Source organism: Fusobacterium sp. SYSU M8D902 (genome assembly GCF_040199715.1).
In the GTDB taxonomy this organism is placed as follows: Bacteria; Fusobacteriota; Fusobacteriia; order Fusobacteriales; family Fusobacteriaceae; genus Fusobacterium_A.
On record NZ_JBEFNA010000002.1, the window covers coordinates 53946 to 78079 of the forward strand.

The 24134-nt window shown below is 30.3% G+C and carries 29 protein-coding genes; 11 read left to right on the forward strand and 18 right to left on the reverse strand.

All coding sequences use genetic code 11. From position 1 onward, the window contains the following. Together ABNK64_RS01570 and ABNK64_RS01575 are read left to right on the forward strand one after the other, a co-directional pair. Positions 1-258: glycyl radical enzyme domain-containing protein (locus tag ABNK64_RS01570; protein ID WP_349763264.1), on the forward strand; the 258-nt coding region annotated here is incomplete at its 5' end. Next, complete coding sequence (locus ABNK64_RS01575; protein ID WP_349763265.1) at positions 248-1102, forward strand: YjjW family glycine radical enzyme activase; 855 nt, start codon at positions 248-250, stop codon at positions 1100-1102. The genes ABNK64_RS01570 and ABNK64_RS01575, both read left to right, overlap by 11 nt. A 47-nt stretch (positions 1103-1149) precedes the next feature. Here ABNK64_RS01575 and ABNK64_RS01580 read toward each other — a convergent pair whose 3' ends face one another. The 4 genes from ABNK64_RS01580 to ABNK64_RS01595 form a co-directional block, all read right to left on the reverse strand. Beyond that, positions 1150-1419, reverse strand: coding sequence for a hypothetical protein (locus tag ABNK64_RS01580; protein WP_349763266.1), 270 nt, complete (start codon positions 1417-1419; stop codon positions 1150-1152). Between the two features lie 108 nt (positions 1420-1527). Beyond that, positions 1528-2676 carry a hypothetical protein gene (locus ABNK64_RS01585; RefSeq protein ID WP_349763267.1) on the reverse strand — a complete coding sequence of 383 codons (1149 nt, stop codon included), beginning with the start codon at positions 2674-2676 and terminating at the stop codon, positions 1528-1530. A gap of 197 nt (positions 2677-2873) precedes the next feature. Then, positions 2874-4412 (reverse strand): glutamine-hydrolyzing GMP synthase, encoded by a 1539-nt coding sequence (gene guaA, locus ABNK64_RS01590; protein ID WP_349763268.1) that lies wholly within the window; start codon positions 4410-4412, stop codon positions 2874-2876. Between the two features lie 73 nt (positions 4413-4485). Beyond that, positions 4486-5313, reverse strand: a complete 828-nt coding sequence (locus ABNK64_RS01595; RefSeq protein ID WP_300389376.1) for a Cof-type HAD-IIB family hydrolase — start codon at positions 5311-5313, stop codon at positions 4486-4488. 250 nt (positions 5314-5563) lie between these two features. Here ABNK64_RS01595 and ABNK64_RS01600 point away from each other — a divergent pair, with 250 nt between their 5' ends. The 6 genes from ABNK64_RS01600 to ABNK64_RS01625 all read left to right on the forward strand — a co-directional run bounded on the left by ABNK64_RS01600 (position 5564) and on the right by ABNK64_RS01625 (position 9672). Next, a complete protein-coding gene (locus tag ABNK64_RS01600) occupies positions 5564-6799 on the forward strand; it encodes a hypothetical protein (RefSeq protein WP_349763269.1) in 1236 nt (411 codons plus the stop codon). Between the two features lie 144 nt (positions 6800-6943). Further along, on the forward strand, positions 6944-7243 hold the full coding sequence (locus ABNK64_RS01605) for a DUF134 domain-containing protein (protein WP_291255883.1): 300 nt from the start codon (positions 6944-6946) through the stop codon (positions 7241-7243). Then, positions 7233-7613, forward strand: a complete 381-nt coding sequence (locus ABNK64_RS01610) for a NifB/NifX family molybdenum-iron cluster-binding protein (RefSeq protein WP_291255882.1) — start codon at positions 7233-7235, stop codon at positions 7611-7613. Before ABNK64_RS01605 ends, ABNK64_RS01610 begins: the two co-directional genes overlap by 11 nt. A gap of 17 nt (positions 7614-7630) precedes the next feature. Next, positions 7631-7999: a NifB/NifX family molybdenum-iron cluster-binding protein gene (locus ABNK64_RS01615; RefSeq protein ID WP_300342261.1), complete on the forward strand. Its 369-nt coding sequence runs from the start codon at positions 7631-7633 to the stop codon at positions 7997-7999. Between the two features lie 7 nt (positions 8000-8006). Continuing rightward, positions 8007-8837, forward strand: coding sequence for a nucleotide-binding protein (locus ABNK64_RS01620; RefSeq protein WP_349763270.1), 831 nt, complete (start codon positions 8007-8009; stop codon positions 8835-8837). After that, positions 8827-9672: an ATP-binding protein gene (locus tag ABNK64_RS01625; protein ID WP_349763271.1), complete on the forward strand. Its 846-nt coding sequence runs from the start codon at positions 8827-8829 to the stop codon at positions 9670-9672. Before ABNK64_RS01620 ends, ABNK64_RS01625 begins: the two co-directional genes overlap by 11 nt. On the opposite strand, the gene ABNK64_RS01630 is transcribed toward ABNK64_RS01625, so the two are convergent. From ABNK64_RS01630 to ABNK64_RS01655, 6 genes are all read right to left on the reverse strand, one after another. Further along, complete coding sequence (locus tag ABNK64_RS01630; protein ID WP_349763272.1) at positions 9673-10560, reverse strand: NAD(P)H-dependent oxidoreductase; 888 nt, start codon at positions 10558-10560, stop codon at positions 9673-9675. It lies immediately after the preceding gene. Further along, complete coding sequence (locus tag ABNK64_RS01635; RefSeq protein ID WP_291255877.1) at positions 10553-11212, reverse strand: M48 family metallopeptidase; 660 nt, start codon at positions 11210-11212, stop codon at positions 10553-10555. The genes ABNK64_RS01630 and ABNK64_RS01635 overlap by 8 nt, the downstream gene beginning before the upstream one ends. Positions 11213-11218: 6 nt before the next feature. Further along, the gene (locus ABNK64_RS01640; protein WP_349763273.1) at positions 11219-12319 is read right to left on the reverse strand and encodes a linear amide C-N hydrolase; all 1101 of its coding nucleotides are present in this window, start codon (positions 12317-12319) and stop codon (positions 11219-11221) included. Positions 12320-12434: 115 nt separating this feature from the next. Then, a complete protein-coding gene (locus tag ABNK64_RS01645) occupies positions 12435-12791 on the reverse strand; it encodes a YbaB/EbfC family nucleoid-associated protein (RefSeq protein WP_291255875.1) in 357 nt (118 codons plus the stop codon). 76 nt (positions 12792-12867) lie between these two features. Then, positions 12868-14586, reverse strand: a complete 1719-nt coding sequence (gene sppA / locus ABNK64_RS01650; RefSeq protein ID WP_349763274.1) for a signal peptide peptidase SppA — start codon at positions 14584-14586, stop codon at positions 12868-12870. Between the two features lie 72 nt (positions 14587-14658). After that, positions 14659-16005 (reverse strand): ATP-dependent nuclease, encoded by a 1347-nt coding sequence (locus ABNK64_RS01655; RefSeq protein ID WP_349763275.1) that lies wholly within the window; start codon positions 16003-16005, stop codon positions 14659-14661. 149 nt (positions 16006-16154) lie between these two features. On the opposite strand from ABNK64_RS01655, the gene ABNK64_RS01660 reads away from it, so the two are divergent. From ABNK64_RS01660 to ABNK64_RS01670, 3 genes are all read left to right on the forward strand, one after another. Beyond that, complete coding sequence (locus tag ABNK64_RS01660) at positions 16155-16808, forward strand: murein L,D-transpeptidase catalytic domain family protein (RefSeq protein WP_291258719.1); 654 nt, start codon at positions 16155-16157, stop codon at positions 16806-16808. Positions 16809-16931: 123 nt separating this feature from the next. Next, complete coding sequence (locus ABNK64_RS01665; protein WP_349763276.1) at positions 16932-17273, forward strand: hypothetical protein; 342 nt, start codon at positions 16932-16934, stop codon at positions 17271-17273. 23 nt (positions 17274-17296) lie between these two features. Next, positions 17297-18121: an MFS transporter gene (locus tag ABNK64_RS01670; RefSeq protein ID WP_349763363.1), complete on the forward strand. Its 825-nt coding sequence runs from the start codon at positions 17297-17299 to the stop codon at positions 18119-18121. A gap of 21 nt (positions 18122-18142) precedes the next feature. Here ABNK64_RS01670 and hpf read toward each other — a convergent pair whose 3' ends face one another. From hpf to ruvA, 8 genes are all read right to left on the reverse strand, one after another. Next, complete coding sequence (hpf, locus tag ABNK64_RS01675; protein WP_291255870.1) at positions 18143-18691, reverse strand: ribosome hibernation-promoting factor, HPF/YfiA family; 549 nt, start codon at positions 18689-18691, stop codon at positions 18143-18145. Between the two features lie 83 nt (positions 18692-18774). Next, positions 18775-19461 carry an ABC transporter ATP-binding protein gene (locus tag ABNK64_RS01680; protein WP_291255869.1) on the reverse strand — a complete coding sequence of 229 codons (687 nt, stop codon included), beginning with the start codon at positions 19459-19461 and terminating at the stop codon, positions 18775-18777. Beyond that, positions 19454-20617: an ABC transporter permease gene (locus ABNK64_RS01685; protein ID WP_349763277.1), complete on the reverse strand. Its 1164-nt coding sequence runs from the start codon at positions 20615-20617 to the stop codon at positions 19454-19456. Before ABNK64_RS01685 ends, ABNK64_RS01680 begins: the two co-directional genes overlap by 8 nt. Before the next feature lie 27 nt (positions 20618-20644). Next, a complete protein-coding gene (locus ABNK64_RS01690; protein WP_349763278.1) occupies positions 20645-21613 on the reverse strand; it encodes an aromatic acid exporter family protein in 969 nt (322 codons plus the stop codon). A gap of 41 nt (positions 21614-21654) precedes the next feature. Next, a complete protein-coding gene (locus tag ABNK64_RS01695; protein ID WP_349763364.1) occupies positions 21655-22377 on the reverse strand; it encodes a 5'-methylthioadenosine/adenosylhomocysteine nucleosidase in 723 nt (240 codons plus the stop codon). Positions 22378-22439: 62 nt separating this feature from the next. Beyond that, positions 22440-23006, reverse strand: coding sequence for a CHAP domain-containing protein (locus tag ABNK64_RS01700; RefSeq protein WP_349763279.1), 567 nt, complete (start codon positions 23004-23006; stop codon positions 22440-22442). 13 nt (positions 23007-23019) lie between these two features. Further along, positions 23020-23514 (reverse strand): thioredoxin family protein, encoded by a 495-nt coding sequence (locus tag ABNK64_RS01705; protein WP_349763280.1) that lies wholly within the window; start codon positions 23512-23514, stop codon positions 23020-23022. An 18-nt stretch (positions 23515-23532) separates the two neighbouring features. Continuing rightward, positions 23533-24123 (reverse strand): Holliday junction branch migration protein RuvA, encoded by a 591-nt coding sequence (gene ruvA / locus ABNK64_RS01710; protein WP_291255864.1) that lies wholly within the window; start codon positions 24121-24123, stop codon positions 23533-23535. Positions 24124-24134: the final 11 nt, after the last annotated feature.

Genomic DNA, 24134 nt, shown 5'->3' on the forward strand with positions numbered 1-24134 from the left:
ATCTTTGATCAAACATACAACAACAATATTGAAGCTATCTTGGATATAATAAAGGGAGCTTTTGCCAATGAGATGAGATTCTTCTCTCTATATGGTTCTGATAGTGATGTAGTTAGAGTCACAGGATATTTAGTTAAAAAATCTGAAATGGCAAAATTAGATAGAGGAGAGCAGGTACTTAGAGATACTACCATACTTGGTAAGGGTGCTAGAGATAATGCTAAAGCTTTAGAAAGAAGATTGAGATATGGAAAGTAATCTAGCAGCTCCATTAAATAAGATTATAAAATTTTCAAATGTTGATGGTCCAGGCAATAGAATGTCAATATTTTTTCAAGGTTGCAATTTTAACTGTCTTTACTGTCATAATCCAGAAACAATAAGTATGTGTAACTCTTGTGGTGCGTGTTTAAATGTCTGTCCTACTAAATCCCTCTCTTTTGATGAGAATGGACTTGTTATCTGGAATAAAGAAACTTGTGTTAACTGTGATCTATGTATTAAATTTTGTAAAAACTCCTCTTCTCCAAAAATAGAGCTAGTTGATGTACAATATCTTCTCAAGGAGATCAAAAGAGTAAAGCCATTTATTAAAGGTATCACAGTTAGTGGTGGGGAGTGTACTTTACAATATAAATTTCTTACTGAACTTTTTAAAGAGGTTAAATCTATTTTTCCTGATCTCACTTGCTTTGTTGATACAAATGGAAGCCTAGATCTCTCTGAAAAAAAGTATGAGAAATTTGTAGAGATTACAGATGCATTTATGCTTGATATTAAAGCTTGGAAGAAAGAGGAGCATCTAAATTTAGTAGCTTTTGAAAATACTAATCCTCTTAAAAATATAGAGTTTTTAAAAGAAATTGGAAAGCTATATGAAGTACGAAGTGTCATTGTTCCTAATCTATTAGATTGTAAAAATTTAGTTAAAAATGTTGCAACTATACTCTCAGGAACGGATATTAGATATAAGATAATTAAATATAGACCTATTGGAGTAAGAGAAAAAAATATCAATAATCTAGTAGTTCCATCTGACGAGTTTATTGAAACTCTTAAAAATTCAATAGTTGATTTTAAAATAAATAGTATCACTATCTAAAAAAGGCTATAGACTAATATTTCTTATTAGTTTATAGCTCTTTTTATTTAAGCTTCTAATTCTTTTTCTATCTCTTCAATATTTTTAAAAATTCTCTCTTTATAATTTCTAAAAGCAACTAAAAGCTCCTCTTTACTTCTTCTAAATATACAAATATTTCCATTATAATATGAGTATTCATCAGTTAAAAACTTTTTAGGTATCTTATTTAGAGAACAACCCAAAGCTGTTATCATAGCATCCTCTGTTTCCATTCCTATTTCCACTTCCTGAAAAATAATTATATGTGAAAATTCTATATAGTATAATCTATCCATAACTTCTCCTTTTTTACATTTAGATAATTTTGACTTTTTATTAATAATTTAACATAACATCAATATAAGATTTACAACTAAATTATTATTAAAAATATTACTATTTTTTTATGCTGAATAACTCTTTTCCATAACCTCATTATCTATACTATCTCCATATTTAGTAGAAATCTCAATATTTCCATTAATCATAAAACTTCCAATATTATTTTCTAAATAAATACGTTCTGGAAGAAAAATTCCATCTTGTTTTAAATTATTCTCTAAATATTTAATAATTTTAAATATACTTTCATCTCTATAAAAAAAGAGAAATTTATAGATATTTGACAAAAAGGCTAACTCACTATTTGAATTACTTGAGTTAGAATCTTTGCAAACTATATTATTTAAAAAGAATTTCATATTATTTATCTCATATTCAACCATTTCCCCAATATACTTTTCTTGAGGAATAACATAGACATACTTATTTTCTGGAAGTTGTTCATTAAAAAAATGATACCCATTATATATAAGTTCTTTCTTCATATAATCTAATTTATTTGTAGTCAAAGCAATCCCTATATCTAAATTTTTATATTTATTAGAAGTCATTTTTAAATCTTCTATATTCTTTTTTATATTAACTCCATGCCAAATATTATACCCTCTCTGTTTTACAAATAGGTCTGCTTTTCCTAGATTTCCATAAATTCCATTATTATATGATATAGCTTTTAATACCTCTTTAAATTTATATGCCTTACCTTTCACAACAATAATATCATTTTCATTTATACAATTTAAAGTCAAATTAATGTTACTATCCTTTATCCATTCTCCTTTTTCATCAGCCCATAATATCACATCAACTTCATCACTAATTTTATTTACCTGACCAAAATTTTGAAAATAAGTATTAGTTTGATTATTATAGTCAATTGCATCTAATTTTGATAAAGCTCCTACTAAAAACTCTGTTATTTTCTCATCTTTTGATATAATCAAATCATACACAAATCTTTCAAATACTTTTCCTACAAGCCCACTATCTTTATTTATATTAGAACTACAATATAAATATCCAAGCTCCTTAACTGTTAAATATTGTTTTGATTGATTATAATATTTTTTTAAATTCTCTTCATTTATCAGTGAAAGAAAAATTTCTAGAATTGAAATAAAAAGAACAGATTCTTTTTGTGTAAAATTTATAAAAATATTATTTACTATTTTATTTTCAACAAGAGTATCATTCAGTATAATTTTAGGCACTTCTTTTTCTCACCAACCCTTAATGATCTATATCATAATTATAATTCAAATGAATAAATTTTTCAAGAAAATAAAAATAAACAACCCCTAGTAAATTACTAGGGGTAAATTTTTAAAACATTGTCATTTTATTGTCAGAGCTATTTTTCAATATAAACCAATTCAATGAAATCAATGGTTAGTTTAAAAATCAGCTATTATTCCCACTCGATAGTTGCAGGTGGCTTAGATGAGATATCATAGGCCAATCTATTAATACCTTTAACCTCATTTAAGATTCTATTAGAAACTCTCTCTAAGAAGTCAAATGGTAAGTGTGACCAAGTAGCAGTCATAAAGTCAATAGTATTAGCAGATCTTAAAACTGCTGTATACTCATAAGTTCTCTCGTCTCCCATTACTCCAACAGATTTTACTGGTAATAGTACAACAAAAGCTTGGCTTACTTTATTATATAGGTCAGCATTTCTTAGCTCTTCGATAAATATATCGTCAGCTTCTCTTAAGATATCAGCTTTTTGTTTATCAACTTCACCTAATATTCTAATTCCAAGTCCTGGTCCTGGGAATGGATGTCTATCAACCATATGATCAGGAATTCCTAACTCTCTTCCAACTTTTCTTACTTCATCTTTGAATAACTCTCTTAATGGCTCAAGAAGTTTGAATTTCATATCTTCAGGAAGTCCACCAACATTGTGGTGAGATTTTATTGTCATAGAAGGTCCTTTTACAGACATAGACTCAATAACATCTGGATAGATAGTTCCTTGTGCTAAGAACTCAACATCTGTTAATTTAGCAGCCTCTTCATCAAATACCTCAATAAACTCTTTTCCTATTATTTTTCTTTTTGTTTCAGGATCAGATACACCAGCTAACTTAGATAGGAATCTCTCTTCAGCATCTATACATTTGATGTTCATATGGAAGTTTTCTCCATAGATCTCCATAACTTTTTTAGCTTCATCTTTTCTTAAAAGTCCTGTATCAACGAAGATACAAGTTAATTGATCTCCAATTGCTTTATGAATAAGAGTAGCAGCAACAGAAGAGTCAACTCCTCCTGAAAGTCCTAATAATACTTTCTTATCTCCTACAGTCTCTCTAATATTCTTTATTGTTTCCTCTATGTAGTTACCCATAGACCAATTTTTTTCACAACCAGCTACATTAAATACAAAGTTTTTAAGAATTTGTGTTCCATATTCTGAGTGAGTAACTTCAGCATGGAATTGAATACAATAAGTATTGATATCTTTATTGTAAGTAGCAGCAACACATGAATCTGTATGCCCTATTTGGATAAATCCTGGTGCCATTTTAGTTACATGGTCATTGTGACTCATCCATACTTTTGAATTATTTGGAACATCTTGGAATAGAGGGCTATCAATCTCATCTATTACTAATTCAGCTTTTCCAAACTCTTGCTTGTCAGCTCTTGCTACCTCTCCACCCATTAAGTGAGTAGTCAATTGCATTCCGTAACAAATACCTAATACTGGTATCCCTTGTGCATATAGCTCCTTGTCTATAGTTGGTGCTCCTTCTAAATAAACAGAAGCAGGTCCCCCTGATAAAATTATTCCCTTTGGCTTTCTAGCAAGTATTTTGTCTAAAGGTTCAAAGTAAGGAACAACTTCAGCATAAACACCCATTTCTCTGACTCTTCTAGCAATCAATTGATTGTACTGAGAACCAAAGTCTAGTATAACAATACTATTTTCTTTCATTCTTACCTCCATATCTAAAATAAAGGGGTTAATTTTTCCCCTATTTGTGCTTAATTATTGCTTTTGATTATTTTTAAATTTTATCATATTTTACAAATTGTGTCAAAAAATATTTTTTTAAAAATTTTGCTACCCCATCATTATCATTGGTATCTGTCACATAGTTCACCTGTTCTTTTAAACCTAGATCAGAGTTACCCATAGCAACTCCATATTTTACCATTTTCAACATCTCCAAGTCATTTCTAGCATCTCCAAAAGCTACACACTCATCTAACGATATCCCATAACTTTTTAATACTCTTTCTAAAATCAATCCTTTATTTACATTTTTATTCAACACTTCAAATAGAAAGTTTTGAGATTTAGCTGTATAAACCTCACCCTTAAAACTATTTTCTATATGTTTGCAAAACTCATTAAACTCTTGAGAGTTTGCCATATCTTGAATAGTTATCTTAGTCATATTATAGTCTTCAAAGCTTTTAAAATCCTTAGCTACAGGAGTTAATCCCGTCATCTTAGAATAGTGTCTTGTTTCATCTCTATCCAATTCCTCTACAAACCAACAGTTATCCTGATATAGATTTATATGAAAATCCCTATCTTGAGCCAACTCTATGATTCTTCTAGCATATCTCTCCTCTAGGGGTAGCTCCAATACAACCTCATCATTTCTATAGTTTACAACCTTTGCTCCATTGTATGCTATTACAAAGCTATCCATATCTAGCATCTCAGCATATGGTTTGGCAGAGATATAGGTTCTTCCAGTCACAATGATGATCTTTACTCCCTTGCTTTCTAAAAGTTTTAAAATTTTTCTATTCTCTTGTGAAATCTTTTTATTAGAATCCAATAATGTTCCATCTAAATCCAATGCTACTGCTTTTATTTCCATTCTTTCACCTCTTACTGTATAGAATCTACATATTAATTATAATATGTAGAGTATAAAATATCAACAAGAGTTTTCCTTACACTATCTTTTTTATTAATAAAATCTAAATTTTTATAATTTTTTATAAAAATGATCAAAAAAAGTATAATTTTTGATGATATATCTATCTTTTTTTCATAAACCCTCTATACAGAAAACAAAAAATATTATATAATAACACTGTATTATATAACTATTAAGGGGGAGTATTATGTTCTTATCGCCAGAGGAAAAATTATTGGTATTAAGAAAAAAATATAAGATTACACAGGGGGAATTAGTAGGTGAGGATATCACCAGAGTTTTTTTAGGTATGATCGAAATTGGAAAGAGATCTCTTACTGAAAAAACTGCAAAAATACTATGTAAAAATCTACAAAAAATTCTTCTTTCAAGAGGGATTAGAGAGGAGATATCTATCTCTAATCTAATGAAAACAAAAGAGGAACAAGCTATTGAATTTCTTAACAATATGCTACTTAGTGAGATAGATATCAGCAATGAAAATCTTTGGATCATTGAGGAAGCTCTTTACGAGTTACAACACAAGGAGAGAGAGGAGTTTTGTGAAAAACTTTATCTAAGATTCAAAAATAGAAAGAGATATCTTTTAGCTAGAGATTATCTTTTAAAATCATTTCACGGTGTTAGAAAAATTAGAGATTTAAAGAATAAATTATTGGATATGTTCTTTATAAGTGAGCAACTACAAGATCCACAAGGAGCTATCTACATCTATAAAAAATTCTGCAACAATTTAGAGAAGAATAAGCATCCTCAAAAGTATGATGAATTAGATTATGCTTATATCAAGGCTTTAATAGCTGCTCAATGTTATGATGTTGCTCTAGAAACAACTAAGGCTCTTTTGAAAAAAAGTAAAGATGATGAAAGTATCTATGTTTTCAGAAACTTAATTGCTGAGATTTTAAATAAACAGGGAAATACTGAGGAATCAATAAAAGAGTATGCTTCTCTTGTAAAAGGAAGAGGAGAGAAGGAAAAGTGTCTAGGATATAGCGAGATTATAAAGATAGCTATTGAAATAGATGATAAAGAAAATATAAAGAAATATTATGAAAAATGTAAACACAATCTAAGTGAGCAATCTGAATGTTCAATCGAGATGCTAGAGATATTAAAAACTCTTGCTAATGGGGCTACGGTACTAAATAAATTAAAAGATGCCAAGGCTTATTATTTAGAGGCTCTAGTAGTATCTAACTCTTTGGAGAATGTAGAAAATCAAAAGATATCTATCATCTCTGAACTTTTAGATATAGTTGATAAGAGTGATTTCTACTCTGTACAAAGTATTGAAAAAGAGTATTTAGAGATTGTAAAAAATAATAAAAACTATATTCCAGGAATAAAATTTCTAAAATATTATGAGAAATTTTTACCTCAAGAATTAAAAAATAAATTTGAACTATTTTTAAATCAATAATTAATTATATTCAAGGAAAAAAACTACTGATTACAGTAATTTTTTTCCTTTTTCTTTACCTAAATTTTTTATTTGCTTGACAAAGATAATTAAGAGGAGTATACTTTATTTGTGCATATGCACATAATATATTAGGAGGATTTTATGCCAAGATGTAAAAAACAAAGATGTTGCCGTATCTTAGAAAATGAAAGAGTCTTTAAACCTGTAGGAGTTCCTCTCTTTGAGATGGAGATGGTTGAGATTGAGATAGATGAATTAGAAGCTGTTAGATTATGTGATTTTGAGAATAAGAGTCAGATTGAAACAGCTGAGATTATGAAAATCTCAAGAGGTACTGTACAAAGACTTTTAAGTTCTGGAAGAAAAAAGATATTAGATGGTCTATTACATCACAAAGCAATAAAATTAAAAAACACAGGAGATGGTTATAATGACAAATGAAATTTTAAGAGTGGGGTTCCCAACAAATGACGAAGTAAATGTAGAGGAGCATTTTGGTCATTGTGCTAAGTTTGTTGTATTCTCAATTGAAGATGGAAAAATAGTTAATAGAGAGGTTCTAGAAGCACCTGAACATGCACCTGGAGTATTCCCTAGATTCATAGCTGATAACAATATCAATGTAGTTATCACAGGTGGAATGGGACAAAGAGCTATTGATCTTATAAAAGAAAATGGTGGACAAGTAATATTAGGAGCTAGTGGAAATATTGCTAGTGTTTTAAAAGTATTCTTAGATGGAGCTCTATACTCTAAAGGATCTGCTTGTGCTCATCATCACCATGATGAAGGACACAAATGTGAACACTAATATTTAGGAGATGAACTATGAAAATTGCAATAGGACTTGAAGAAGAAAATTATGATTCTAAAGTTGATAAGAGATTTGGAAGAGCTGGATATTTCATTATTTTAGATGATGAGAGTAACCAATATGAGATAATTGAAAATGATGCCAAAGATGAAGTTACTGGTGCTGGATTAAAAGTTGTAAAAAAACTGGTCTCTCTTGGAGTTGAAGTGATAATTGCTGGGGAGATAGGACCTAAGGCTGAAACATTGATCGAAGAGTTTGAGATCCCTGTATATAAGCTTGGAGAATGTACTACTGTAGAAGAGGTATTGAAAAACTACCATGAGGGTAAACTTGAAAAACATCTGTTCTCATCACAATTTTCAGGTTTAAGAATGGCGTAGATGCCCTATGAAAATAGCCGTTTTAAGTGGTAAAGGAGGTACAGGTAAAACTACTTTCAGTAGTAGTTTTGCCTTTGTAACTAAATCTCTTCTAATAGATACAGATATAGAGGAACCAAATTCACATATCTTTTTAAAGGGAAAAACTTCTCAAGAGGTATCAATTTTCAATCACTTTCCAAAGGTTGATATGAAAAAATGTACTCTCTGTGGAAAATGTGGTGATTTTTGTAGGTTTAATGCTATTATCCCAGCTAAAAATCGTGTTGTCATATTTGGTGAAAGCTGTCACGACTGTGGTGGTTGTCAGTTAGTTTGTCCTACAAATGCTATCTCTTGGGAGAAGAGAGAGATTGGAAAGATATTTGTAGAGAAGAGTTATTTTAATTCTGATCTACTTTATGGAAAACTAAACATTGGTGAGATGTCTGGAGTAAAGATTATAAAGGAACTTCACAGTATGGCAAAGAGTGAAGATATCATAATAGATTGTCCACCTGGTACCTCTTGCAACACTGTAAATGCCTTAGAAGGTAGTGATTTTGCTATATTAGTTACTGAACCTTCTCCTTTTGGATTGAGTGATATGAAATTGGTTGTTCAATTACTGCAAGATATGGAGATTCCTTTTGGAATAGTTATTAACAAAGCTGATAATGAGAACAGTGAAATTTTAGACTTTTGTTATAAAAACTCCATTGAGATTTTAGGAGAACTTCCTTTTTCAAGAGAGGTAACAAAATCCTATTCAGAGGGAAAAATAATTGCAGATGCTCTTCCCGACTCTCAAGAGATATTCAAAAATATTTTAAAAAAGGTGAAAGAGTATGGAAATTAAAGAGATTTTAGTTATTTCAGGAAAAGGTGGTACAGGTAAGACTAGTATTTCATCATCATTAGTTCCATATTTTAATAATCTAATCATTGCAGATTGTGATGTAGATGCTCCAAATTTAAAGATTCTTTTTAATCCAACTGAAGTAAGTGAAGAAAAGTTTTTTGGTATGAAAAAGGCTTTTTTAGACAGAGATAAATGTATAGATTGTGGACAATGTTATAAAGTTTGTAAATTTGATGCTATTGATAATCCTAAAAAATGTGAAGGGTGTGGAGCATGTGAATATATATGCCCTGTCAATGCTATTACTATGAAAGAAAATCATTCAGGTAATATCTATGTTTCAGAAACTAAATATGGAAAGATGGTTCATGCTACTCTCTTTCCTGGAGAGGAAAACTCTGGTAAATTGGTATCTCAAGTTAGAAAAAAAGCTAAAGAATTAGCAAAGAGTAGTAATTCTGAATATATCATATTAGATGGAGCTCCTGGAATAGCTTGTAACGTCATTAGCTCCTTGACTGGAGTAAAAAAGGTGGTTATTGTTACTGAACCAACTTTATCTGGACTCCACGATTTAGAAAGAGTAATCACTCTAGTTGAAGGATTTAGATTGAGACCATACTTCATTATCAATAAGTATGATCTATCCTCTGAAATCAGTGAGCAAATAGAGAAGTTTATCAGAGAAAAAGGATATGAAGTAGATGTAAAAATCCCTTTTGATAAACAGATTATGGAAGCTATAAAAACAAAAGATATCCCTTCTATAAAAGCAAGAGATATCTTTAAAAATTGTGGCTTTGAGAATCTAGTTACTAAATTAAAATCATAATTATCTAGCATTTAGTGAGAAAGCTTTTAAAATCTCTGTTTTAAGCTCTTCTCTCAATTGATTTAGATCTTTTTCAAAATTAGTCGAGGTAGGTTGTGGATATCTGTCATTCATAAACCTACCTAAATTTTTTACTCCCCACCAATCTGCTGTATCATCATCAAAAACTTTATAAGCTAACATATATTTATTCCATTTTTCATCTTCTATTCCTTTTCCGCCATCTATATAACCTCTTCCACCACCTAAATATCCACAGTTCATAATTGTAAACATAGATTTTCCAGCAAGTAAACCTCTATGCCCCTTCTCTCCCACTTCATAGGCAAAATTTCTAGAGAATACTCTCTCTTGATAACCTTTTACTATTGAGGTAGCAGAATCATGCCAATTTGGATAGATAAAAATTATATAGTCAGCTTTTTTTATAAGCTCTTGCTCTTTTGCTACATCTTCAGGAACACTGCCAATTCCATCTTTTTGTGAATAAAACTCATCAGGGTGTAATACTGGATTCCAATTCATATTATAAAGATCTCTCAGTTCAACCTCTACTCCACTCTCCTCCAAAGATCTCATAGTAGTGTAAACCATATCATACATTATCGAGTTTTTTCTCGGTTCCCCAACTATTACTATAGCTTTTTTACTATCACTATCTGTAAATCCATTGGGTGTATACTCTCTTATATAATTTTCTGCTACTACTGAAGCTGAAGTTATAGCATCTAATTTTGCTCTCTCTTCCTTAGAAAAAGTTGAAGAGTAATCATTTGAATTTATTACTTTTACACTGATCTTCTTCTCCCCATACATATGATTATATACCCCTATTACACCTATTCCTAAAACTAACATTAGTGCTATACTTTTTAATTGACTATTCATCACTACTCTCCTTCAACAGTTTTCTTCTGATTTTCCAGTCTGGCATATATTTTTCTACAAAATCCCAAAAACTTTTTTGATGATGTGGATATGGTATGTGTGACAATTCATGTAAAACTACATACTCTATAATCTCTCTGCTCTTTTTATATAGCTGATAATTATATGTTATACTCCTATTTTTAGAATTACAAGATCCCCATCTAGTTTTCATATCTCTAAATTTTACAACTTCAGGAGTATAGCCTATCTTTTCACTAATATTCATAGTGAGTTCCATCATAAAAGGGCAAAAATTATCACAGATCCAAGTATTAATTAAAGTTTTTCTTTTCTCAAAGCTATTCTCTTTTAAATATATTATAAATTTATCATTTTTTAATTGACAATACTCTTTAGTAGAGTGCTGTATCTCTATTGTATATCTCTTTCCCAAGTAACTGAAAATCTCTCCACTATCATACTGTACAATTTTTTTCTCTCTTTTTGTCAGAAGTTCTAACCTCTCCCTTATCCATTCCTCTTTTTCCTTCAATACCTTTTCTATATAGTAATTTGGAACATTTAAAGGAGCAGACACTAAAACTTCTCCCATATCATTAATCTTTATAATTATATTTTTTATTTTTTTCTTAGTTACCCTTACTTTCATTTTTAATTAGAAAACTAACTCCTCTATGCTCTCCTCTGGTTTTTTATCCAATGGATTAGCTTGATATTTTACAGTTGAGAAGTCAATTTTTTTCAAATCCACCTTTCTAATTTGACTGTTATACATAGTTTTATAATAAAACTCTCTATCATTTAAGCTACTGATTGCTGTCCATTGTGTTGCACTTGGAAGATCTTTCGGTATATATTGCTTATGCTCTTTTGAATATTCAACCCCTATTGGTATATCAAAGTTATTTAAAATATGAAAAGCTTCCTCTACTCCCTCTTTACTATTGTTTATTGGTTTTATAGTAGATAGGAAATAAAAAGCTCTTACAAATCTTGAAGGTGGAGTTATATCTCCTGGTAATCCTAAAGCTCCTGTTCCAGCTCCAAATGAGAATATTTTTTGCCCATTTAATTCATAGCTCTGTGCATTCCCTGCATAAGCATTGACATAGTTATTTAAGTTTTTTACATGCCACTCATAGTCTGGTGAATTTGAGATAACTCCAACTTTATTTTCATGAATTTTTACCTCACCGTTATTTACAATCTCTATTACTATATTTCCACCATTAGCATCTCCAACTCTCCAGTGTGCTGTTGGTAATGGATTCCCCTTTTCATCAAGAGCTATATTAACTATTTTGATATCCTTTAATCCCTTCTTCAACTCCTCAACAGTAGAGAAATTAGAAAGAATCCAACTCACAAATTGCATATCAACAATAGATCTTTTAGCTGAACTTTTCTCATATTTTGCCAAACTTCCATAGTGTGGAAAATAGAAAAGTCCTGCATTCAGTCCAGCTTCATTTATCCCCTCTCCAATAAATAATTCATTTATCAGAGATGCACCTACAAAACCATATTTTGCTTTCCATTTATGTCCTTCAAATTTTCCCTCTGGTGTAAGTGATTGATACTCCTTTCCTCTTGGAGAGATTACCAATTTACTATTTAGATTTCCCTCTCCATACTCTATTGTTCTCCCCTGTATCATCTTATTATCCCCTGTCTTTACTGTAATTCCTGTACAAGCAAGTGCATTACTTGCTAAGATCAAGAAAATCCCTAATACAGTTTTTAAAAATTTTTTCATAATTCATCTCCTCCTAGTAAGTACGTTACTTATATTATACCATATTTTACTCAAAAGAAAAAAGGAGAAATAAACCTAGTGTTTATCTCTCCTAAAACTCCTGACCAAAACTGAATTAGAATAATCCTGGTATATTTATTCCACCAGTTACTTTTCCCATCTCATTTTCAGCTAACTCATCAGCTTGTCTCATAGCTTCTTTAACAGCAGAAACGATTAGATCTTCTAACATCTCTTTATCCTCAGCTGCCTCTTTAACTATATCATCAGTTAATTTAACTTCTAATAACTCTTTTTGTCCATTAACTCTTACAGTAACAGCTCCTCCACCAACTGAAGATGTTAACTCTTTCTCTTTAAGCCCTTCTTGAACTAAAAGCATTTGTTGTTGCATAGCTTGAGCTTGTTTTAATATATTCATTTGGCTTCCTGCACCTTGTGATGTTTTTCCACCTTTTAATTTTCTTACCATTATATTTTCTCCTCCTGATATTTTCGTTCCCTAAGAGTGATTATATCACATATTTATAGAATTTTCCAACATATTTCTAAATATTGTATGGAAAAAAGTAAATCGGTTTAAAATACAACTCTTTTTCATATGAGATACTTGAAATTTCCTTAAAAAATGTTTTAAATGGTATATATCCTTTAATCACACTATTTATACTTTCGCTCTCTACTATCTCCACACAGCTATAATTTTGTAAGTTTAACTCCTTAGCCAGTGATGAGATTGTATCTTCCAATCCTCCTATCTCATCTACTAAGCCCAACTCTTTTCCCTCTTCTCCTAGCCACACTTTTCCTTGTGCTATTGTATGAACATAATTTCTATCCAAACCTCTTCCTTGTGCTACCACATCTAAAAACTCATTATACACCTTCACACTTGAGCCATATATCTTTTCCTCATCCTCTGCTGTAAAATTTTTAGTTAATGAGAATAGATCTGAATACTCTCCCTTTTTTACACTCTCTACATTTACATCTATCTTTTTCATCATCTCATTAAAGTTTGGTATTAAACTAACCACCCCTATTGATCCTGTAATACTCTCTTTCTCAGCAAAAATCTTATTCCCATTAGCTGCTATATAGTATCCCCCTGAAGCAGCCACTCCACCAATAGAAATATATACAGGTTTCTCCTTGCTAATCTCTTTTAGTCTATTACTTATCAAATTTGAAGCTAAAGCTGATCCTCCTGGAGAGTTTATTCTCAATACAATTCCTTTGATAGAACTATCTTTTTTAGCTTTTTCTAACTCATTAAAAATTCGAGCTGGAAAAACACTACTTCCAATTCCACCCTTCTCTCCATTTAAAACAATAGTCCCTTCTGCATATATTATAGCTATCTTGTCTTTTGAAATCTGAGTGTTCTCTTGATAGTTTGAAAGTGCTACTATCTTATCCTCTCCTATGGCTCTTTTTATCTCCTCTTCATAAGCAAACTCATCTATCAAATTAAATTTCTTCATTTGATATGGCTCTGAGAAAACAAAGTCACCAGCTAAAACTTTACTATCTATCAACTCTCTATTTACCTTTCTTCTATCAGAAATCTTATTGATAAAGTTGCTATATATCTTATCGTTTAATCTTACAATATTCTCTCTATACTCTTTAGACATTGTATTCTTAGTAAAATTCTCTCCATAAGACTTATAGTCTCCCACATGGATAACATTGAATTTAACTCCCAATCTATCTGCAAGTCCCTTATAATAAGCTAATTGGCTATAGTACCCAGTTATATTTACATTTGCACTCATTGTTCCAGGCATATAAATTTCACTTCCATGTAGAGCTAATGAGTAGTTTCTATTGTTCATCTCCACACCATAAACTACCACTCTTTTTCCACTCTCTCTCAACCTATCCAATCTACTTCCCAATTCCTCTATCTGAGCTCTATCTAGAGATAGATTATCCACCTTTAACAAAACTCCATCTATCTTTTCATCTCTATTTATACCATCTAATTTTGTTAAAAGTGAGTAGAAATTACTCTCTCCATCTAATAAAAATTTAGGTAGATTCTCCAATCTTTCAGGATACTCCTTCCCTAGATCAATCTCTACATAGCTCCCATTTTTAATTACACTCTCACCCTCTTTAGATGAGTATTTTAATACACCTCCTAGTATAGTTGCTATCACAATCAATACTAAGAAAAATTTTATTATAAAAGAGAAAAGCTCTTTTACAACAAAAAGTAAAACCTTCAACAAAAAATTTTTTATCGCTTTTAAAAATTTCATAAATTACCACCTTTCATTTCCATTTTATAATATCAAGATTTATACATTTAGTCAAATAAAATGAAAGTAAATCTATGAAAATATCTTCCTAATCTTTATCTCCAATCTTTTAGGTATTACATACTTAGAATCTGTCACTGTTTTCAGTGCATAAAAAGGCTTATTTTTATAATTTTTTCTCTCTCTATTCTCCTGATATATCTCCTCTTCAATATCATTTTCAAACTCTACCCAAGTACCAATCTCTTTGTTCACACTATTTTTTATAGTTTTATTTTTCTGTTTAGAATTCTCTATCTCCTCTGGAGTTCTCCAAAAATGATTGTCCTTATCATAAACAGCTACATATGGTATCTTAAACACATTTAAAAGTTTTATAAACTGTGGAATTAGACTTTTACTACCACATTCCAATATGGAGTAGTCATATTTATATATTCCCAATCTTTTAGAGAGATATCCCAGTACAATTTTATCTGTCTGTCCCTCTACCAAGATAACCTTCTTAGCAAAGAAAAGTTCTCCTCTATCAGGATTTATCCAGTAGTTCATATTAAAATTTTTGATCTCATCTCCTGAAAATAAGAAACCTTTAAATTGAAATACCTTTGTTCCAATGCTCTTTTCCTTTCTCACAATACATATAGATTTATACATATATAAGTTGATAAAATTACTTGAATGGGTAGTCACATATATCTGACAACCTAGTTTAGTCAATAGACACATATTTTCAAAAAGTTCTTTCTCTTTTTGTGGATGTAGATATAGCTCTGGTTCTTCAAATATTACAAGTGAGTTATCTAGTAATGAGTGTTTTTTCTTTTTGGAGTAGATAGCCAAAGATCTAAAAATTTCAAATATCAAATTTCTATACAAGCCTCTACTCACATAATCACTCTGCAACTTATTAAAGGTATCTATCATCTCATCTATTGTTTCAGGTCTATTTATTTTCTTGCTCTCAAGTATATTTAATAATGAGTTGATAAAAAAACACGACTGCTCTCTATCAGAAAAAGATGGAATATAGAGCAATGGGGTGCTCTCTGTTATTGTAATATACTCTTTTTCACTTATTCTATTCCACCTATTCTCCACTAAAACAAAGTATCTAGCTTCCTCTTCTAAATTTTTCTCTACTTTTAACCAGATATTTTTATTCGACACATCTATATTTTTTAAATGAAAAGTTTTATTGTAGTAGTTATAAAATCTTCCCTCTATGATTAGTGGTTGCTCCTCATCTCTAATATCTTTGGATCTAAAATTTCTATATCCTAAAAAAAACATAATTGCAGACATAATACTAGATTTTCCACTGTTGCTCTGTCCTATAAAAAGCATCAAATTTTCAAATTTTATCTCTGTTTCATCTATACATTGCCAATTTTTAATTTTTAACTTTTTTAAATACATAGCCACTCCCCCATACTGTATTTGTACTATTAATAGATTATACCACATAAAATAACAATTGCTAATCTCTTTCTATTTTTGTTGACTTTTTGAGAAAAAATAAATATAATTTTTATAATGGATTATATTATTTGAGGTGAGAACAGAAAGTGTTAAAGAAAATCATTTTAGGCTTGACATTATTGGGATCGGTAACTTTTGGATTGGATTTGAAAAGTGAAGAGAGTATTAGAGAAGTTTATAAAAATCTTAAACTTGAAGATAAATTAGAGTATTCTACATTTTTAAAAGCTATTCATGGATATAATAAGATTGCAGATAAAAAAGAGGGATATATAACAATTGTAGATTTTTCTAAACCTTCAAATGAAGAGAGATTTTTTGTGATAGATTTAGAAAATAGTAAGGTTGACTTCTTAACTTATGTCACTCATGGAAAAAACACAGGTTTAGATACTGCTATAAAATTTTCTAACAAAAGAAATTCATACCAAAGTTCCTTGGGATTTTATCTAACTGATAATACTTATATGGGAAGTAATGGCTACTCACTTAGATTAAAAGGCTTAGAACCTGGTATTAACTCAAATGCTTTAGATAGAAATATTGTTGTTCATGGGGCTGATTATGCCACTAAGGAGTTTATGAATAAATATGGATTTTTAGGAAGAAGTCTCGGTTGTCCTGCTATTCCTGAAGAGATCTCTAAAGAGGTAATAGATTATATAAAGGGTGGTACTGTACTTTATATCAATGGAAATGATGAAAATTACTTGCAAAATAGTACATATGTAAAATTATAAAAAATTAAAGAATTGTGGAATTTATAAAGAATTTTGAAATAGAATCACTCTACTCAATATCTTGATATATGAAGCAATTCTTATTTTTTATACAATTAATAATATAAAGGGGGGGATAGATTTATGGAGAATTTAAAAAATAAGATTATTTTTCCACTTGGCTTAATCATTGCTACTATCGGAAATATTACTTTCAATTTTGCTACCAATCTATATCTTTTAGAAAAAACTGAAAAAGGAATTATTTTAGCTACAAATGTTGCTTTTTCTATCTTACCTCTAGTCATCACTGCACCATTTTTAGGAAAATTAATTGATAAAATAGTTCATAAGAAACATTTAATCATCTTTGCTAATACCCTAAATCTCCTTTTGATGTTAATTTTATTTTTTTCTTGGGAAAAATTTAATATGCTTTATCTAATTTATAGTGGTATTCTTTTAAATAACTTTTTTCATTTTTAGTCTATCTCACTTTTGAGGCAAGTATTCCATTATTATTTTCTCAAAATTGGTTGATAAAAGCTAACTCTATCTATTCCACTATAAACTCTGTCTGTGGAGTTTTAGCTCCTATTATCGGTGGATTTCTATACTCATTTTTAAAAATTCAATCTATCTTAATTTTAAATATTTTTTGTCTTTTTATAGTAATTATTACTAATTTTTTCTTAACCTTTAGTAATAAAAATATTGAAGAGAGTGAGGAAACTTTAGAAAGTATTGCAGATAAAAGTAATGATCTACTTAAATTAATTGTTGTCACAGGAATTATTTTTAACATTGGATATGGTCTTACTTTTTCAGTTACTATTCCATATCTAATAAATAAAGTATTTCAAATTGATAGTAAAATTTTTGGTATCATACAGAGTTGTTTCTACATTGGTATGATCTTTGGTGCAAGTCTATTTGCATTAAGAGTCAAAAATATTGCTCTTTCATATTTTTCAAAGATCTTTTATAAATTAGGTGGAATTTTTTTACTATTTTCTCTTCCTATCTTTATATCTTTAGATTTAAAATTCACTACAGCTATCTATATAGTAGCTATGCTTCTCTTTGGAATACAAGCTTCCTTTTTTGATGTTGGTCTAACATCTTTTATTCAAAAAGAGATACCTCAAAATCTTTTAGGAAAATATCTAGGAATTTTTATAAGCTCTAGTAAACTATTTTTTCTTTTAAGTATTTTTATTTCAGGAATAATTATAGATTATCTAAGTTATAAGTCTATATTCTTAATTGGAGCATCACTATTTGTTATTACAGCTCTACTAATAAGTATCATAGCTAAAAAGAGACTACCTTAAGGTAGTCTCTTATATTATCTATTATTTAGATGGTTGGATATGTCCATAATCTCCATCTTTTCTCTTATAAACTATATTCATCTCTCCTGTTTCAGCATTTGTGAATGGGAAGAAAACTTTATTTAATATCTCTAATTGAAGTATAGCCTCCTCTACATCCATTGGCTTAGGTGGTAGATACACCTTTACAACATTTACAGCTGCCTCTTTTTCAACTGTACTTGTTTCTGGGTCATACTTAACTTTTCTAATCATTGGTTCTCTTGATTGAACTGCATCTCTTATTTTAGCCTTATGTTTTTTCAATTGTCCCTCTAAAATATCTGAGACTTGGTCAATAGCTGCATATAGATCTACATCTGTACAAGAAGCTTTTACTGTACTTCCACCAAGATATGCTAGAACCTCTACTGTATGATAATTACCAGTTTTTAATTTTACCGCTGATAAATTAATAGCCAATTCTATTATTCCATCGTGATACTTTTCAACCCTCCCTAGTTTAGTCTCTGCATAATTTTTGATCGCATCAGTTATAACTAATTGTTTTCCATGGATAGTCATTTTCATAATACCACTTCCTTGTTGTATCTTTGTTTTGTTACTTTATTATACTCCAAAAACTCTCGATTTCCTTTTTTTTATTAAAATTTTTATAAATTTTCTACTAAGACACCTTTTTTCAAATAAACTTGCTTATCTGAGATATCTGCCAAATCCTTAGAGTGAGTTACTACAATAATAGTTTGTTTCTCATTTTTATTTATATCTTTCAATATTTTAAATATCATCTCACTTGTCTCTTCATCCAGATTTCCTGTTGGCTCATCTGCCAATAAGATCTTTGGAGAGTTTATTAAGGCTCTAGCTATTGCCACTCTCTGTTTTTCTCCTCCTGATAGTTGAGAGGGTTTATGAGATTTTCTCTCCTCCATTCCCACTTTTTTTAGTAGACTCAAAGCTTTTTTCTCTATCTCCTCTTTTTTATCAAAATTATTTAATAGAGCAGGTAACATAACATTTTCTAAAGCTGTAAACTCAGGTAATAGATAGTGAAATTGAAAAACAAAACCTATTCCCTGATTTTTCAAACTATCTTTCTCTGTTTCAGATAGTGCTTCTACCTCTTTCCCATCTATAAATATCTTCCCACTATCTATCTTATCTAGTAGTCCAATTACATTTAATAGTGTTGATTTACCAGAACCTGAACGTCCCAATATAGAGATGAACTCTCCCTCTTCCACTACAAAATTTAAGTTTCTAATTATATGTAGTTCCTCACTGTTACTACTATATTTTTTCTCTATATTTTCAAGTCTTAAGATCTCTCTACTCATACTTTAAAGCCTCCATTGTCTCCATTTTTGCTGCCCTATATGCAGGGAATATACTCGATATAAATATTATTAAAAAATTAGCTCCTATTATTATTAAAATCTCATTTAAAGTTATCTCCACTGGGATTTTTGTCAGATAATATATTGAAGTGATGAAATCCAAACTATTATTTTTTATGTACCAAAGAAATAGTAGAGATAGTGTAGTCCCTATAAAAATACCTACTCCTCCCAATACCATACCCTGAATTAAAAAAACCTTCATTATATTTTGCTTGGAAAATCCCATAGCTCTCATTATTCCTATATCTTTAATCTTTTCTCTCACCAGCATATTAAGAGTTACCCATACCACAAATCCAGCTATAACAACAATCAATGAAAAAACCATTATCATAACTGTTTTTTCAAGTGAGAGAGCTGAAAGAAGATTTCGGTTCATATCTCCCCAAGTTCTTGAAAATATTCCTGTTTTATCAGTAATTTCTATTGAAATTGGACGAGCTCTATATGGATCATCTAAAGTTACATCTATTTTAGAAACGACATCCTCTCCATACATTAAATATTGTACAGCCTTTAGAGGTAAGATTACCATATTTACATCATAATCATAATAACCACTTTGAAATATACCTTGAATCTTAAATTTTATCTCTTTATTCTCAGATGAGATTATTGTTACCTCATCACCTATACTAGCCCCAATAGAACCAAACAGCTCCTTTCCTATAAGAATCCCATTTATCTTATCTGGATCTATACTCCCTAAGACTATCTTCTTATCCAAATCCATAGCCTTTTTAGCACTCTCTAGATCATACCCTTCAATCTTAACTCCAGATACATATCCACCAAAAAGTCCATTATATTTGAATATACCTTGAGTAGCTATACTAGGAACAGCTCCCTTTACTCCTTCTATCTTTTCTATCTGATCTTTTACCTCTTTATAATCTTTGATCTTGCCACTGTTAGCTACTACTACATGACTTGTTACAGAGAGAATACTATCTATCATATTTTTATCCAAGCCATTGGCTATCCCTATAGACACCATAAGAACTATTACCCCAATAGTTATTCCTATTACAGATATCAAACTTTGCTTCTTTCTCTCTATTATATGTTTTTTAGCAATAAAGAATTCTATCATCTTACTCCTCTTCTCTCTTCTGTTATTTTATCTTTTGCTATCTCTCCACTTCTCCATATAGTCTTTTTTCATCTCCAAGAACTCCTCAATATCATTTAAAAATTGAAAAAGTGTTGCTCTGCTCTCAAACTCAACTCTACTCTGTGGAAGTGGCATCTTTTTAAATACCTCTCTTATTCTCTCTAACTCTACCAATACCCCTTGATAGAGTTGATCTACACCGATAGCATCTGATACTTTTCCTGCAAACTCTGAGATTATTGGAGTGTGTGCACTACTCAAATAAAATCTATAAAAATGTTTTCTCATTCTCAGTAAAATTTTATATTGATTTCTCTTCATTTGAACAAAATCTATATTCTGTCTTGAACTATCAAATAGATCATTATTATACTCTTGAAAAGCTATCTCTCTAGCCTCATCTAACTCTTTTTTTAACTCTTTAAAAACCTTATCTTCATCTATGAAAACTGAACCTGTAATAAGGACATCTCCAAAATAATTTATTAGTGTTTTCATTAGAATATCAATATTTTTTTTTTTTATTTCTAGTTCTTTCCCCATATTTGGCATATACATATTCAGTATTAAGGCAACACCTATTCCAAGAAAAAGTATATAAACTTCATTCATCACTATTGGAAAGGAAACCTCTTTTAAACTTAAAATATGTGTTGCTAAAACAACTGTGCATAAAAAACCTTGAAACAACTTAAATTTTAGACACAACGGCATAAAAATTAATATGAATAGCCCAAAAGTTAGGGGAGAATATCCAAATATTTGAAAGGATATCACTGCTATAAACAACCCAATCAGAGAGGCTAAAAACCTCTCAAAAGCTATAACAAAAGACTCTTTTTTGGTAGCCTGTATACTTATTATTGTAACTATTCCTGCTGTTGCTCCAAACTGTATTCCAAATATATCTGCTAGATATATAGAGATAAAAGTTCCTATTGCTGTTTTTATTACCTTGTGATCTACATACTTCATTTTATCCTCCTAGCTTCTCAATATAGGGAAATTCAGATAGCTTATTTTATATTTTTTAACATCTCTTTTACAATTTTTGCAGAGTTGTTAGCAGCTACTTGTACAAACTCATCATATACCATCTCTGCTCCTCCATCAGCTTTATCTGATAGAGCTCTCAACACTACAAATGGAACTCCATATATCTGTGCCACTTGAGCAACTGATGCTCCCTCCATCTCAACAGCATCTGCTTTAAAATACTCACCTAAAAATTCCACTTTTTTCTTGTCAGCTATAAATTGATCTCCTGTGGCTATTCTTCCTAAATGTACCTTATCTTTTCCTAAAACTTTTATAGCTGATTTTGTAGCCAAATCAATAAGTTCAGAATTAGCTTTAAATTCAGCACTCTCCTCTCCTGGTATCAATCCCAATGGTCTATCGAAAGCACTTAAATCTACATCATGCTGCACTAGATCTTTTGATATAACTACATCTGCTACATTTAGCTTTCTATTAATTGCTCCAGCCACTCCTGTAAATATTATTTTCTCTGCTCCAAACTCTCTAATTACAGTATTAGCTCCTACAGCAGCATTCACTTTTCCCACTCCTGTTTTCAATAGAACTACATCTTTATTTTCCAATTTTCCTTGATAGAAAGTTATTTTCCCTATTGTTTTCTCTTTCATATCTTTTATCTCTGGTTTTAAAAGACTTATCTCCTCGTCCATTGCACCGATTATTGCAATAGTCTCACCATAAGCTAATACTGATCCCATAGCTAAAATTGCACCAATTAAAAATTTTTTCATCCTTCATCTCTCCTTAATACTTATATAAATTAATTATTTTTACTCAATCTTCCTATTACACCCTCATCAGTAATATACCATTTATTCTCTCTATTTTCTAGTGAAATTATATCTCTACTCTTTTTCCAACAGTTTTGTTGTACCAATTCCAACTCATTATTACCAACCTTTGAAACTATTGCCACTCCGCCATTTGGTTTCAGTAATGAAGGTTTGAATACCAAGATATCCCCCTCTTTTACTGAATATACACTTGGATTACTATATTGAATTAATTCTAAAACCCCATTTATCTCCCCATCTTTAATATTGAAGTCATAAAAATCTCTTCCTTTTTCAATATCAGTAGAGAATCTGTGTTGAAATTGGTGATCATAGTACCTTTTCACAAACTCAACTCCCTGATATTTTTTACCATAATAGTATCCATCAGCTCCAAAGCTATCTCCCTTACTTGTAAATGGAATATTATTAAAATATATATTCACACCATTGTAGTTATCTATTACTTTTCCCACTTCTTTGTTGTAATAAAGTCTCAAACTCCCAAAAAGAGTGAGTAGTAATACTGATATTTGCAAAACTCTCTTTAACATCTTTTCCCCCAACTTATTTTATTTTTAATTTTTTTAGTATCTCCTCTATTATATCATCTGATCTCTTTCCAGCAAAATACTCTTCACTCACATTTTCAAAACCTATATTTCTATACTTTGCTGGTCTTCCTACATATCTTGCTACAAACTGAAAATCTTCATCTAAAATAGCAAGAGTTGGTACTACATACAGCTCTTCAGATATTTTTAATTTTTCTCTCAAGTATCTAAATCCTCTTCCCTCAGTTATAATTGTGAGCTTTATTTTAGGATTTATCTCTGTTATCTTGATTAAAACAGGAAGAGTAGCTCTTACATATGGACACCACGACTCTGCACTCAATAGGAAATTATACCCTTGCTCTAAATCTCTTATCTTCTCTGTAAATTCCTCACATATAGTGATATTTTCACTTATTTTCAAAATCTCATCTCTCTCTTTATCAGTTGCAATACTCATAAAAAGATCATAGCTCATTCCAGATTCAAACAGCTCTTTGTACTCCATTTTTCCTCCTTATAACCTCTAATACTTCACTTTTTTCAACACCATTTTTATAGCTTCCTCAATTGATGTAAAACTTCTTAACTCCTCTTTTGTCACTAAAGAGTTTATCTCTTTTTGGCTATATCCCAATGATTCTAATGCTTCATACAGTTCATCTTCTATTGCAAAACTTCCTAAAATATCCTCATCTTGAGTAAATAGATTTCCAATAGCTTTCAATTTTCCTTTTAGATCCAATATTACCTGTTGAGCCTTCTTCTCTCCCAATTTTGGAACTCTTTTCAATGTAGCATAGTCATTATCCCCAACTATCTTTCTCAACATATCTGAATCAAATGTTGACATAATAGAGAGTGCTAGTGAAACTCCAACACCCTTTACTCCCAGCAACATCTCAAAAAGATTTCTCTCTCTCTCCTCTAAAAATCCAATTAATTTAAAGGCATCCTCTTTTATATAGTTATAGATATATAACCTAACTACCTCTCCTGTCTTTATCTTTTCATACACTCTTAAAGATATATTTACCTTATAACCTACACCATTTACATCTAAGGCTAAGTACTCTGGTTTTTTGTACTCCACTCTTCCTTTTAAGTATTCAAACATCTAAGCTCTCC